Raw genomic sequence first — 13191 nt, 5'->3', positions numbered from 1 at the left:
TTGCGGACGTAGCTCAGTTGGTAGAGCGCAACCTTGCCAAGGTTGAGGTCGCCAGTTCGAACCTGGTCGTCCGCTCGGTTCAGCAAGAAGCCCCCGGCCTTCCGGCCGGGGGCTTCTTCGTGTTCGCCGGGCAGTCCTACTGCCAGGGGGTACCGGTGAGGAGTTCGTACGCCTCCAGGTACTTCGCCCGGGTCGCGTCCACGATCTCCGGGGGCAGCGCCGGCGGCGGCTGCTCGCTCCTGCGGTCCCAGCCGGAGGCCGACGAGGTCAGCCAGTCGCGTACGAACTGCTTGTCGTAGCTGGGCTGGGCCCGGCCCGGCTCCCAGGAGGCCGCGGGCCAGAAGCGCGAGGAGTCCGGGGTCAGCACCTCGTCCGCGATGATCAGCTCTTCGCCGCCGTCGGCGGTGGGCGCGAAACCGAACTCGAACTTCGTGTCGGCGAGGATGATGCCGCGCTCGCGCGCGATGTCACGTGCCCTGCCATAGACGTCCAGCGTGGCGCTGCGCAGCCGGTCGGCCGTCTCCGCGCCGATCTGGCGGACCACTTCCTCGAAGCTCACGTTCTCGTCGTGGTCACCGACGGCCGCCTTGGTGGCGGGGGTGAAGATCGGTGCCGGGAGCTCGGAGCCGTCGACGAGTCCCTCGGGCAGCGCGAGACCGCAGACCGTGCGGGACTCGTTGTACTCGGCGAGGCCGGAACCGGTGAGATAGCCGCGGGCGACGCACTCGACCGGGACCATTCGCAGCGACTTGCAGATCAGGGTGCGGCCGGCCCAGTCCGCGGGGGCCCCGGCGGGGAGCTCCGTGGACAGGACGTGGTTCGGTACGAGATCGGCGAGCTGGTCGAACCACCAGAGCGAGAGCCGGGTGAGCACGCGGCCCTTGTCCGGGATCTCGGTCGGCAGGACCCAGTCGTACGCGGACATGCGGTCGCTGGCGACCATGACGAGGTCGCCCGCCTCGTTCCGGTACAGGTCGCGCACCTTGCCGGTGTGCAGGTGGGTGAGGCCCGGAACCTGCACCGGCTCGGGCTTTTCTACAAATCCGGACACGCTGCCTCCGCGTAGGTTGATCCAGGAGTCGTTCCGATTCTCCCGTATCGGGGTGCGGTGGGATGGAGCGGGGGCGTCCGTGGCGCCGACTTCCGTGGCCCCGGCCCACGTTGCGGCGAGCCGGGTTCAGTCGCGCTTGCAGATGCGGTCGAGGAGGTTGGCGGTGGCCCGCTGGATGCGGGCGTCCACATGGCCGGGACGGTCCAGTGCCGGGGACCAGGCGAAGGTGCCCGAGGCGAAGACGATCGCCCCGGACGGTGCCCGGTACACGGATGTCTCCTGGTGGCGTTTGACGCCCTCGCTGTCCAGGTACGGGGAGTGGGCGAGCAGGATGCGGTTCTCGTGTTCGGGGAGCGCGGTGCGGGGGAAGTAGCGGTCGGCCTCGCCGGCGACCAGGCCGTCGAGCTCGTCGCCCTCGCCCGCGCCCGTCGCCTCCCAGAGCCAGTGCTCGGCGTTCCGTACGACCAGGGGGTGCGGATCGGGGACCCGGCCCGCGTACTGGATCCCGAGGAGTTGCTGCTCGGGGCGGTCGATCTCGCGCCACAGGGCGGGCTTCCCGGGGCCTCGGCGCTTGCGGCAGGTGAGCAGGCGGTCCGGGACGCCGGAAGGCGACGGGGAGAGGCTGACCTGCCAGTACATGGTGTTGGCGGAGAGGAAGACCAGCGAGGTGCCGCCGTCGCGAGCGCTCTCGACCGTGCGGCGCATGGGCACCGACCAGTACTCGTCGTGGCCGGGGAAGACCAGGCCCCGGTAGCGGGCCGGATCGACGCGGCCCGCGTGCAGGTCCCGGGTGTCGGCGTACGCGAGGTCGTAGCCGTACCGCTCGGCCCAGCGGATGAAGTCGTAGGCATGACCGACGTGGAGCGGCAGGCCGGCGCCCGCGTAGGGGCGGTCGAAGGAGACGGTGACCGCGGCGTCCTCCTCGCCCAGGAGACAGCCCTGCTCGTCCCAGGCGTGGTAGAGGCTGGCACCGGTACGGCCGTCCTCCGGATAGAGGTTGTACGCCTGCCAGGTGATGTCCGGCAGGACAAGCAGCAGATCGGCCGGCTGGTCGTCGCGGACCGTGAAGGGGATGTGGGAGCGGTATCCGTCCACGGTGGTGAGCACGGCGACGTACGCGCCGATCGACCAGTACGTGGGGATCTGGAGCCGCCAGGACTGCCACCAGTGGTGGCAGGAGACCGTGCGGTCGGCGGTGAGCGGCGCGGGCTGGACGATGCCGGAGAGCCGGGGGCTCGTGGTGATCTGGGCGGCGCCGTCGCCGCCGTAGTGACCGATGCGGTAGATGTCCACGGAGAACTGCTGGGGCGGGTCCACGGTGATGTGGAAGTCGATCGCCTCGCCGGGGGCCGCGGCGCCCGTGGAGATGAAGCCCTTGATCTGGCGGTGCACGTCGTCGGCCGTGCGCGTGCCGCCGTCGGGGGAGCGGGCCAGGGCGGGGTCGGCGTACCAGGGGACGACGTGCCCGGTGTCGTCGAAGTAGTTCTCGCTGCCGCGCAGCCAGGGCAGGGGACCCTGGCCGAAGGGGTCGGAGACGGCATGCGCGAGGGCACCCGACTCCCATCGTCGAATCTGCTCCGCCCCCATACCGTTTCCCTCCCTCAAGTCCCCCGAGACAGCAGTGGATGGTCGGTGGCCGACGGGCGGTCTCCGGCGGTCGATCGCCCGTGGCCATGCGTCATCAGTGCGCCAACAGCAATGCGCCGACTGTCAGCGTCGATCCACAGCACATCACATAACGCACGCACTCCGTCACCGTTCGTCGCGAATTGACGTGAACGGAACGTGCTATTCCGGACGTTGAGGGTGTCCGTGGTGCTTGTGGTGCTTGTGGTGCTTGTGGCGTGACAGCCGGGGTCTGTGGCTCAGACGAGTCGGACGGGCTTGTCGGTGCGTACACCGATGGAAGCGAGCCAGGACCGCAGCGGTTCCGCGTCCCCGTCCTCGACCAGGCTCAGGACCGGACTGCCCAGGTCCGCCCGACGCTCGCCGTCGATCAGCAGTGCGGGGCCGTCGAGCCAGTCGAGGCCGGGCGCCGCGCCCGCCGTGTCCACCGCGGCGCAGCAGACCATGGCCGCGACGTGGTCGGCGAGCAGCTCCGTACCCGTGCGGGGCGGCTGGAGCGGGAAGAGCGGGAGGGGGTCGGGGCCCCAGAGGTCCAGGACGTCCCCGCCCGGTCCGGCGGCGGCCGGGGCGCCCGCCCGACCGGTGGCGGCAGCGGTCCGGTGCTGCTGGGCCACGGCCTCCTCACGGGCCACTGCGGCGCTGATCCCCGCGGCAAGCTCCTCGCCGCCTCCGGCCCGGCCTGCCAGATGCTCGACGACGCGGGCCAGCGTGGGCATCCCGGCGTCGATGGAGCAGGCGACGGGACGGGAGGGGGCATCGGGGCGGTCGGGGGCCGCGGAACCTGTCGTGGGCAAGGTGGATGCGTCGGCCGGGGTGGGTGCGTCGGCCGGGGTAGATGCGTCGGCCGGGGCGGATGCGTCGGCCGGGGCGGGTGCGGAGGCCGGGGTGGGCGCGGAGGCCGGGGTGGGCGCGGGGGTCATCGCGTCGAGGACGCGGTGCAGACGGGCGGCCTCGGTGCGCCATTTACGGTCGACGACCTCTTCCGGGTACTGCTGCCAGTCGACCGGCGACCAGTCCGGCCCCGTACAGGCCGGGCCGCCGTGGAACAGGCGGGCCGCCAGCAGCGACGCCGCCTCGTCGGCCGCGCCCGGCTCCTCCAGGAGGTCGCAGGCGGGACGCTCGCCGAGGCGCGAGGCGAATCCGTCGGCGAGCCGGTCGCGCCGGGACAGCTCGGTGAGGGCGGACACCACGCCCGCGTCCAGCCGGGACGGCCAGCGCCCCATCCGCCAGGCGGGCAGGGCGACCCGGGTGAGCAGCCGGTCCCAGCCCGCGTAGGCGAGGCCGACCTGCTCCTGGGCGACGATCCGCAGACCGTAATCCACACCCTGTGCACGGAACGACGCGGCGGCGGCGACGCTCCGCTCCATCTCGGCGGCGTGGCCCCGGCAGCTGAGCAGCAGCAGCCGGGCGATCCGGCCGACGAAGGCGCGGGGCACTCTGCGCAGCCCGGCCAGCGGACCCGGCACGGGCGCGGCGGCGTCGGCGACCGCGCCGTCGAGTCCCCGTACGAAACGGCGGGCGGCGGCTATGTCGGGATGCGCGGACGGGCCGGTGCCCGCGACGACCGGGGCCAGCACCGCCCGTAGCTCGGCGACCCGCATCCACCACAGGAACGGCGAACCGATGACCAGCACCGGAGCCGCCTGGACCCGGCGGCGGGACCGGGCCGCGGAACGCGCGGCCGGATCGGCGCCGGCACCCGCCAGGAGCTGCGCCGAGGGGTGGGTGCGGTCCTCCAGCCAGCTGTCGCAGTCGGGCGTCAGGGCTATCGCCGAGGGCGCGGGAACCCCGAGCCGGTCGGCCAGGTCCCTGACCAGGCGGTAGAGATCGGGGGCGGCCTTCTCGGGGAGCGGGACGGTCGGGCTGACCGCCGGCCTCGCCCGTACGATCGCGACCGCGACCGCTGCGGCGATGAGCAGCACGACGACCGCGAAGGCCGTCACCACCCAGCGCGCCGTGTCCCAGCCGCTGCCCACGGCGAGGCCCTGGGCACCCGCCACAAGCAGCACGACGGCCACCGCCGCCGGCAGGATCGCCACGGCCGCTGCCCTGCCGCGGATGCGCAGCAGGGCGTGAGCTCGGGCACGCGCACTCAGCGCACCCAGCTCCTCACTTGTACCGGTACCGGACACGGCCGGACGTCACCCCCTCTGCCCCCGCGGCGGTGTTGTTCACTCCCCCACTGTGGCACCCGTCACTGACATCGCAATGCCAGTGGGCCAAGTGCCGGAATGCTTGCGCCGCACCCTAGTTGGGGCCTCGGCGGGCGTCATCCGGATGGCGCAGCCGTCACTCGATGGAATGGCTTTGGGTAAAGGTGCTGACGCGCCGCTGTCCATGGGGCAGCGGCGCGTCGGTGCTTGTCAGCGCGTCGCAGGAACGTCGGTAGGTGCCTGCGGGGAGGCGTACGGTCCGCCCCCGGTCCTCCGGAGCCCCGGAGGGCTGGCTCAGCCCTCCGCGGCCTTCCGGGCAATGTCCGTACGCAGGTGCGAGCCGTCGAGGCGGATGCGGGCCGCCGCCGTGTAGGCGCGCTCCCGGGCGCCCGCGAGGTCCTTGCCGGTCGCGGTCACGGACAGCACCCGGCCGCCCGCGCTGACGATCGTGTCGCCCTCCCGCCTGGTGCCCGCGTGCAGGACGTACGCGTGCGGGGCGTCCTGCTCCACCACGTCGTCGAGCCCCTCGATCGGGTCGCCCGTACGCGGCGTGCCCGGGTAGTTGTGCGAGGCGATGACCACGGTGACGGCGGCGTCGTCGCGCCACTTGAGCGGGGGCAGCTCGTCGAGCGTTCCGTTGGCGGAGCCGAGCAGGACACCGGCCAGCGGGGTCTTCAGACGGGCCAGGACCACCTGGGTCTCGGGGTCGCCGAAGCGGGCGTTGAACTCGATCACCCGGACGCCGCGCGAGGTGATCGCGAGGCCCGCGTACAGCAGTCCGGAGAACGGGGTGCCGCGGCGGCGGAGTTCGTCGACGGTCGGCTGGAGCACCGACTCCATGACCTCGTCGACCAGCTTGGGGTCGGCCCACGGGAGCGGGGAGTACGCGCCCATGCCGCCGGTGTTCGGGCCCTCGTCGTCGTCCAGGGCGCGCTTGAAGTCCTGCGCGGGCTGGAGCGGCAGCACGGTGGTGCCGTCCGTGATCGCGAAGAGGCTCACCTCGGGGCCGTCGAGGAACTCCTCGATGACCACGCGGTCGCAGGCCAGGGCGTGGGCGCGGGCCGCCTCGACGTCGTCGGTGACGACGACGCCCTTGCCGGCGGCGAGACCGTCGTCCTTGACGACGTACGGGGCGCCGAAGGCGTCGAGGGCGGCGTCGATCTCGGCGGGGGTGGTGCAGACGTAGCTACGGGCGGTCGGGACGCCTGCCCCGGCCATCACGTCCTTGGCGAACGCCTTGGAGCCCTCCAGCCGGGCCGCCTCGCCGGAGGGGCCGAAGCAGGGGATGCCCGCGGCGCGCACGGCGTCGGCGACCCCGGCGACGAGCGGCGCCTCCGGGCCGACGACCACCAGCTCGGCGCCCAGGTCGGTGGCGAGGCGCGCGACGGCGTCGCCGTCGAGGGCGTCGACCGGGTGCAGTTCGGCCACCTCCGCGATACCGGCGTTGCCGGGAGCGCAGTACAGAGCGGTGACGTCGGGGTCGAGGGACAGAGAGCGGCACAGGGCGTGTTCGCGGGCGCCGCCGCCGATGACGAGGACCTTCACGGGGTGCAGCCTAGCCGCCGGGGCGCGGCGCCCTTGACGGACGCCGCTACGTGGACACCCCCGGACCGCCGGAGCGTGCTCCTGCCGCCGCCCGCCGCCCGCCGCTGCCGGCCGCCATTCGCTCGCCGTTATTCGCTCGCCGCTATTCGTTGGTGAACTCCTCGACGACCGTGGCGCCCAGCTCGCGGACGATCAGGTCGTGCCCGGAAAGCGCCGAGTCGACGAGGTCCGGGTCGTCGGCCTCGGGGGTGTCGTCCTCGGGAGCGACCGCGCGCGGGGGCTCGGGCGCGGAGTACTGCTGCTGGGGTGGCCCGGAATACGACTGCGGAGCGGGCTCCGCAGCAGGTGCGGAACCCGACTGCTGCGCGTGGCCCGGCTGAGGCTGGTGCTGCTGGTGCGGAGAAGCGGCCGGCCGGGGCTCGTAGCTCTGCTGGGGCGCGGGGGCCTGGTACTGCTGTGCGGGCGGCGCGGCGGGGCGGCCCCCGCCGGCCTGCACAGGTGCACCGGCGCCGCCCGACGGGTCGACGACGGCCTCGATCTTCCACTGCGCGTTGAACCGCTCGGCGAGTGCCTGCCTCAGCACCTCTTCGCTGCCGCTGCTGGCGAAGTTGTCACGCGCGCCCGCGTTGAGGAAGCCGATCTGGAGGGTGGTGCCGTCGAAGCCGGTGACCTGGGCGTTCTGACTGAGCAGGATCCAGGTGAAACGGCGCCGGTTCTTCACCGCCTCCAGGATGTCCGGCCACATGTTCCGCACCTGGCCGGCGCCCTGGGTCATTCCCGGGCTGGGCTCGGCGGCGCCGGGCACCGGTGCCGAGGGCGCGGCCTGGGTCGGCGCGGCGGCCGGGGCGGACTGCGGGACGGGCGACTGGCCCGGGGCGGAAGCGGTCGGCCAGCCGCCGGGGCGCCGTCCCGATTCCGGGGCGGCGGCGGTGGGCCAGGCACCGGGGCGCTGACCGCCCGCGGCGGCCGGGGCCGCCTCGGCGGGCGGCTGCGGTGCCACGGGGACCGCCTGCGGCGCCGGGGCGGGGGCGGGCGGCGCCGCCTGGACCGGCGCGGGAGCCGGGGCCGGGGCCTCGCCCCGTACCGCCGCGCGCGCGACGGCCGGCCCCGTGCCGGGCTGCACGACGGGGGCTGCGGGCGCGGGCGCGTGGGCCAGCGCCTCCGGGCCGGGTACGTACCCCATGGCGGGCCCCGGGCCCGTGGTCGCGAAGGAGGCGCCCCGCTCCAGCCGGTCGAGCCGGGCCTGCAGCGAACGCTCGTCGTCGAAGGCGGCGGGCAGCAGCACCCGGGCACAGATCAGCTCGACCTGGAGCCGCGGCGAGTTCGCCCCGCGCATCTCCGTGAGCCCCTCGTTGACCAGGTCGGCGGCGCGGCTCAGCTCGGCGGCGCCGAAGACGGACGCCTGGGCCTGCATCCGCTCGACGACATCGGCGGGGGCATCGATCAGCCCCTTCTCCCCGGCGTCCGGCACGGCGGCCAGGATCACCAGGTCGCGCAGCCGCTCCAGGAGGTCCGCGACGAAACGGCGCGGGTCGTTGCCGCCCTCGATCACCCGGTCCACGACCTCGAACGCCGCGGCCCCGTCGCCCGCCGCGAAGGCGTCCACGACCGAGTCGAGCAGCGAGCCGTCCGTATAGCCGAGCAGCGAGGTCGCCATGGCGTATGTCACACCGTCGTCGCCCGCGCCGGCCAGCAGCTGGTCCATCACCGACATCGAGTCACGCACGGAACCGGCCCCGGCCCGCACGACGAGCGGCAGCACGCCGTCCTCTACGGGGCTGTTCTCCCTGCCGCAGACCTCGGCGAGGTAATCGCGCAGCGTCCCCGGCGGCACGAGACGGAACGGATAGTGGTGCGTACGCGACCGGATCGTGCCGATGACCTTCTCGGGCTCGGTGGTCGCGAAGATGAACTTGAGGTGCTCCGGCGGCTCCTCGACCACCTTCAGCAGGGCGTTGAACCCCGCCGGGGTGACCATGTGCGCCTCGTCGATGATGTAGATCTTGTAACGACTCGACGCGGGCCCGAAGAACGCCTTCTCCCGCAGATCACGGGCGTCGTCCACACCACCGTGCGATGCGGCGTCGATCTCGATCACATCGATCGAACCCGGTCCGTTGCGCGCGAGGTCCCGGCAGGACTGGCACTCCCCGCACGGCGTGGGCGTCGGCCCCTGCTCGCAGTTCAGGCAGCGGGCGAGGATGCGCGCGCTGGTCGTCTTGCCACAGCCACGCGGACCGCTGAACAGGTACGCGTGATTGACCCGGTTGTTCCGCAGCGCCTGCTGCAGCGGGTCGGTGACATGCTCCTGCCCGATGACCTCGGCGAACGACTCGGGGCGGTAGCGGCGGTACAGCGCAAGGGACGACACACATACGAGGTTATCCGGGCGGACCGACAACCGGCCCCGGACCGGTCGAAGCCCCGCCCCGCACGCCTGGGAACCGCAAGCCCCGGAACCGCGAGACGGCCCGGGCCGCAAGCCTTGGGCCCCCGGAAAACCCCGGAAACACAAGGGCCCCCCACGCACCCGCCAGAGCCGACCTACCCTTGCTGCCTTCCGGCCCTGGGGGAGTTCAGTCAGATAGCGCCACGTGAGGGGCTGACGCCCACCTTAGCCGATCCCCACCCCCACCGGTCCACTCCCCCCACCTCCGGAACCTCCCCGGACGACCGCGGGACGACCTCTGAGCGAGCTCGAACCGATCTCCGGGGGAACGGGTTCGCGAGCACTCCTCAACGTCTTGTATTGTTTGCCGCGGAGGATTCGCCTAGTGGCCTAGGGCGCACGCTTGGAAAGCGTGTTGGGGGCAACCCCTCACGAGTTCGAATCTCGTATCCTCCGCCATTGCTCTCACCGGGCAATACGTCGAAGGGCCCCGCCGGGAAACCGGCGGGGCCCTTCGACGTTCCGTGGTTGTAGTTCGTGCGGCAGTCGCCGACCCGCGGAAGTCCGCCCTCGCTGCTTGGTCGGCGTCGCCCCTCGAAACGAACTGCCTCCTTCATTGCCTCGGGCCGTAGGTGTTCAGGAACAGCGTCGGGCCGTCCAGATCGGCTGTCAGTGCGGCGGCGAACGCCTTGGCGGTGTACACGGGGTCCAGCCGCAGTCCGGCGGCCGCGGCGACGTCCGCAGCGGCGGCGGCTTCGGGGGTGGGGTGGCCGTAACCGTTGCCCAGGTAGGCGCGGGTCGAGGCGAGCCTCAGCGGTGGAATGTCGCATGCCGCTCCGCGCTCGCGCAGCACGGTCGCGGCCTGATCGGCGAGCCGGTTCAGGTCGCTCGCGGCGAGCGGCAGGGTGTCGTTGACCACGACGCCGAGCACCTGCGACCGCAGTCCGGCGAGCGCGCAACCCAGGGCCAGGCCGGCCACGGTCCCGCCCGAGCCCACGGCGGTGACGATGTGCCGCGGCTCCGGCAGCTCGCCCGCCGCCACTTGCTCCCCGAGTTCCAGTCCCGCCTCGACGTAGCCGAGCACACCGATCGGTGCGGAGCCGCCGGCGGGCAGGTAGTAGGGCAGCCGCAGTCCGTGCGCGTGCCGCAGGAACAGCCACGGTGCGGCGGCGATCGTCAACAGCTTGGTGCGGGTGAGGTGGATGGTCGCGCCGGACGACCGCAGCCTGCGCAGTTGCTCGCGCACGTGCTCGTCCTCGGGCTGGTCGATCAGGGCGAGGACGGTGTCGATGCCGAGCTCGCGCGCGTACAGGGCCGCCGCCAGGCCCCAGTTCGTCCCCGTCGCTCCGACGGTCAGGACGGTGCGCGCCCCGCGCCGTCGTACCTCGGGCAGGAGCCATTCCAGCTTGCGGACCTTGTTGCCACCCCAGCCGCCCCGGCCGTATCCGCTCTCGTCCTTGCACCACAGGTCGTCCCGGGTGGTCCCGGTGAGCTTTCGCACCGGGGTCGGGCCGTCCCCGAGCCGGAGGAACGGCAGCGTGCGCTCCAGCTCGGGACAACGCGTGTGCAGCAGCGCCGTGTTCATATCTCTCCCAGCACGCGACGGACATAGGCGTTCGCGAACCGCCCCTCGGGGTCGAGCCGTGTGCGCACCGCCTGGAAGCTGTCCCATTCGGGGTAGCGCGGGCGCAGGGTTTCCGCGGTCTGGAAGTGCTGCTTGCCCCAGTGCGGCCGACCGCCGAAGGAGTCGAAGATCGCTTCCGCGGCCCGGAAATACGGCTCCCAGTCGAGCTTGTGGTACTGGTGCAGCGCGATGTAGCAGGTCTCGCGCCCGGCCGCCGGGGACAGGTACGCGTCGTCGGGGGCGACCCACCGCACCTCTATCGGGAAGGTCACCTGGAATTCGGGACGCCGCGCCAGCTCCCGCACCGCCCGCACCGCCTCGGCGGTGTGCTCACGCGGTACGGCGTATTCCATCTCGACGAACGGCACCCGCAGCGGCGTCGTGAAGATCCGGTCGGAGCGGTCGATCCGGTGCGAGTAGCCCGCGAGGTGAGAACCCAGACGCTGCAGCGGGGCGTTCGCCCCCGGAACGAACCTGCTGAGTTCGCACACGGTGCGCAGCAGGTGGTTCTGCACGAACTCGTCCTCGACCCACGCGCGGGTGCGGGAGACCGGCCTCGGTTCCAGGCCGGTCCGGTTGCGCGCCGACGTCATCGCCAGCGGGCTGTGCGCGAAGGTGAACAGCTGGAAGTGATCGTTCGTCGCGAGCAGTTCGTCCAGATCGGCAAGCACCTCCTCGACCGCCATCGGCCGGTCGACCGCCTCCAGGGTGAACGCGGGTACCGCCTGGATCGTGACCGCGGTGACGACGCCGAGGGCGCCGACGCCGACCCGCGCGGCACGCCAGATGTCCGGATCCTGTTCGGCGTTGACCTCGATCGGCGTGCCGTCGGCGGTGACCAGTTCGATGGAGTGCAGGGCGGCCGAGAGGTTCTGCAGGCGTGCGCCGGTCCCGTGGGTGCCCGTGGCCGTCGCGCCCGCGATCGACTGCGCTTCGATGTCACCGAGATTCGGGAAGGCCAGACCGTGCTCGGCCATCACCTGGTTCAGCTCGCGCAGCGTGATGCCCGCCTCGACCCTGATCCGACGCGTGGCGCGGTCGATGTCCAGCACGCGGTTGCAGTGCCGAAGAGACAGCAGAGCTCCGTCCGTGACGACCGCGTCGGTGAACGAATGCGATGCTCCCGCGACGCGCACCACATGGCCGGCCGCGGCCGCCCGCACCACGGCCCGCGCCACGTCCGCTCTCGTCGCGGGGTCGGCCATGACCGCCGGCCGGCACGTCTGATTGCCTGCCCAGTTACGCCACATCGGGAGCGCCTCCGATCAGGTCGGTGACTCTCGGGCGTACGGACGCTGTGTCAAGAACCCGTCTCCGCATGTGCCGACCGTAGGAGCGCGGCACGCGTCGGCGGAAACACTCAGTTCGCGCGGACTCACTCGCTCTGACTGTGAATGAGGCCGGAAGTCGGCGGCGCCCGATCGTTCATGTCCGGATGCACCAGCGCGTTCACGGCCTTCGGGTTCGTGTCGCGGACCGCCCGTGCAACGGCGGCGAACGAGCGGATCAGGTCGGTCTCGTGATCGGCGCGCCAGCCGACGGCCAGTTCGCTGCCGCGCGCGTCGGCGAGCGGCACGAAGGTCACGCCGACCGAAGGCATCCACCGTGCCGACGCCACGGTGACGACGCATCCCAGACCGGCTCCGACGCACTGTGATTCCTCCAGCACCGACGCTGCCGCCCCCACGAAGTCCGCCGGTGTTCCGTTCCGGTACTCGGCCAGCGACCAGAAGTCGATCCACGCCCGATCGGCGCAGACATGCCCGATGATCGGCTCGGCGACCAGCTCGGCCACGCCCAGCACGCTGCGCCCGGCCAGCCGGTGCGAGGTCGGCAGCATCACCACCCGGGGCTCGACGAACAGCGTTTCGCTGCGCAGCCAGTCCCCGCCGGTGATCGGCAACCGCAGGTAGGCGATGTCGACGGACCCGTCCGCGAGCCCGGCGGAGGGGTCGGCGTAGCTGTAGACCTTGAGGTCGATCCGCACACCCGGATGACGCGCCCGGAACTCGGCGAGAACCGCCTCGGTGAGCGTCAGCGCCCCGCCCTCGCCGGTACCGATCGTCAGTACACGCGATTCGTCGGCCTGGATCTGCCGCGCGTCGCGGACGGAGCGATCGAGCGCTGCCAGCATCGACCTCGCGTCGCCGAGGAGCGCCACGCCCGCGGACGTCAGTTCGACGCTCCGGGTCGTCCGCCGGAACAGCGTCACGCCGACGGCCTGCTCCAGCTGTCTGATCTGAGCGCTCAGCGACTGCTGCGCGAGATGGAGCCGGCTTGCCGCACGGGTGAAGTTCAGCTCCTCGGCGACAGCGACGAAGTAGCGCAACTGCCTGGTGTTGATGTCCATGGCACGGTGGTGGCTTTCGACAACGATGGCGGCTCGACCGGCCGTTGCAGTCGGCCGGCGGATGTCCAGATGGTAGGCCGTCCCGTCGCTCCGCGACTCGGAAAGTCCGGGCCTTCCTCCGTCCGCTTCGGGCTCGGGACAGCGCCCGGAGCGAGGAACCGGGCGGGACCGAGGTCTGTACGTGGACGGGCGCTCGCCCCGGACGGACCGCCGACACCCGGTGTCCGGGTGGTGGCAGGGGTGTCCCGGCGGTGTCGTCCTCGGTCTCGGTTCTGGTCTCGTTCATCTCCGTCCGGGCCCGTCCGGGCGGTGGTGTCCAAGCCACTCCGCCGCAGTTCAGGACGGGGATGGCCCCCGCCCCCCCCGTTACCGTTTTCGTGGCTCCGCAACGGGGCCTCCGGCCTTCGGGTCCGGCATGACTTCCCCCTCCTGTTGCGGTTGATGATCCGGGGG

At 72.3% G+C, this 13191-nt stretch carries 8 protein-coding genes, 2 tRNA genes and 1 other RNA gene; 2 read left to right on the top strand and 9 right to left on the bottom strand.

Going from position 1 to position 13191, the window contains the following annotated elements; all coding sequences use genetic code 11:
- Nucleotides 1–2: 2 nt before the first annotated feature.
- A tRNA-Gly gene (locus ACFYY1_RS36435) sits at nucleotides 3–75 on the top strand.
- A gap of 61 nt (nucleotides 76–136) precedes the next feature.
- Here the strand turns inward: ACFYY1_RS36435 and ACFYY1_RS36430 are convergent.
- The 6 genes from ACFYY1_RS36430 to ffs all read right to left on the bottom strand — a co-directional run bounded on the left by ACFYY1_RS36430 (nucleotide 137) and on the right by ffs (nucleotide 8982).
- The gene (locus tag ACFYY1_RS36430) at nucleotides 137–1051 is read right to left on the bottom strand and encodes a phosphoribosylaminoimidazolesuccinocarboxamide synthase (RefSeq protein WP_388593336.1); all 915 of its coding nucleotides are present in this window, start codon (nucleotides 1049–1051) and stop codon (nucleotides 137–139) included.
- Nucleotides 1052–1177: 126 nt separating this feature from the next.
- The gene (locus tag ACFYY1_RS36425) at nucleotides 1178–2638 is read right to left on the bottom strand and encodes a N,N-dimethylformamidase beta subunit family domain-containing protein (RefSeq protein ID WP_376627046.1); all 1461 of its coding nucleotides are present in this window, start codon (nucleotides 2636–2638) and stop codon (nucleotides 1178–1180) included.
- A 278-nt stretch (nucleotides 2639–2916) separates the two neighbouring features.
- A complete protein-coding gene (locus ACFYY1_RS36420; RefSeq protein ID WP_388593334.1) occupies nucleotides 2917–4809 on the bottom strand; it encodes a hypothetical protein in 1893 nt (630 codons plus the stop codon).
- Nucleotides 4810–5124: 315 nt separating this feature from the next.
- Entirely contained in the window at nucleotides 5125–6375 is a 1251-nt protein-coding gene (purD, locus tag ACFYY1_RS36415; RefSeq protein WP_388593332.1) for a phosphoribosylamine--glycine ligase, read from the bottom strand.
- Nucleotides 6376–6517: 142 nt separating this feature from the next.
- Nucleotides 6518–8746 (bottom strand): DNA polymerase III subunit gamma and tau, encoded by a 2229-nt coding sequence (locus ACFYY1_RS36410; protein ID WP_388593330.1) that lies wholly within the window; start codon nucleotides 8744–8746, stop codon nucleotides 6518–6520.
- A 139-nt stretch (nucleotides 8747–8885) separates the two neighbouring features.
- Nucleotides 8886–8982: signal recognition particle sRNA small type (gene ffs / locus ACFYY1_RS36405), an RNA gene on the bottom strand.
- A gap of 153 nt (nucleotides 8983–9135) precedes the next feature.
- Between ffs and ACFYY1_RS36400 the strand changes: the two genes are divergently transcribed.
- A tRNA-Ser gene (locus ACFYY1_RS36400) sits at nucleotides 9136–9223 on the top strand.
- Nucleotides 9224–9377: 154 nt separating this feature from the next.
- Here ACFYY1_RS36400 and ACFYY1_RS36395 read toward each other — a convergent pair.
- The 3 genes from ACFYY1_RS36395 to ACFYY1_RS36385 all read right to left on the bottom strand — a co-directional run bounded on the left by ACFYY1_RS36395 (nucleotide 9378) and on the right by ACFYY1_RS36385 (nucleotide 12738).
- A complete protein-coding gene (locus ACFYY1_RS36395; RefSeq protein WP_388593327.1) occupies nucleotides 9378–10349 on the bottom strand; it encodes a 1-aminocyclopropane-1-carboxylate deaminase/D-cysteine desulfhydrase in 972 nt (323 codons plus the stop codon).
- Nucleotides 10346–11638: a D-arabinono-1,4-lactone oxidase gene (locus tag ACFYY1_RS36390; RefSeq protein WP_388593326.1), complete on the bottom strand. Its 1293-nt coding sequence runs from the start codon at nucleotides 11636–11638 to the stop codon at nucleotides 10346–10348. The genes ACFYY1_RS36395 and ACFYY1_RS36390 overlap by 4 nt, the downstream gene beginning before the upstream one ends.
- A gap of 125 nt (nucleotides 11639–11763) precedes the next feature.
- Complete coding sequence (locus ACFYY1_RS36385) at nucleotides 11764–12738, bottom strand: LysR substrate-binding domain-containing protein (RefSeq protein ID WP_388593323.1); 975 nt, start codon at nucleotides 12736–12738, stop codon at nucleotides 11764–11766.
- Nucleotides 12739–13191: the final 453 nt, after the last annotated feature.

It is taken from the genome of Streptomyces sp. NPDC001890 (genome assembly GCF_042891445.1).
Taxonomy (GTDB): Bacteria; Actinomycetota; Actinomycetes; order Streptomycetales; family Streptomycetaceae; genus Streptomyces.
The sequence above is the reverse complement of the archived record's forward strand: the minus strand, read 5'-3'. Positions and strand labels throughout refer to the sequence as shown.

Excerpts from the sequence above, each read along its gene's own strand:
- ACFYY1_RS36425 (WP_376627046.1), bottom strand. The coding sequence starts at position 2,638 with ATGGGGGCGGAGCAGATTCGACGATGGGAGTCGGGTGCCCTCGCGCAT.
- ACFYY1_RS36395 (WP_388593327.1), bottom strand. The coding sequence starts at position 10,349 with ATGAACACGGCGCTGCTGCACACGCGTTGTCCCGAGCTGGAGCGCACG.
- ACFYY1_RS36390 (WP_388593326.1), bottom strand. The coding sequence starts at position 11,638 with ATGTGGCGTAACTGGGCAGGCAATCAGACGTGCCGGCCGGCGGTCATG.
- ACFYY1_RS36385 (WP_388593323.1), bottom strand. The coding sequence starts at position 12,738 with ATGGACATCAACACCAGGCAGTTGCGCTACTTCGTCGCTGTCGCCGAG.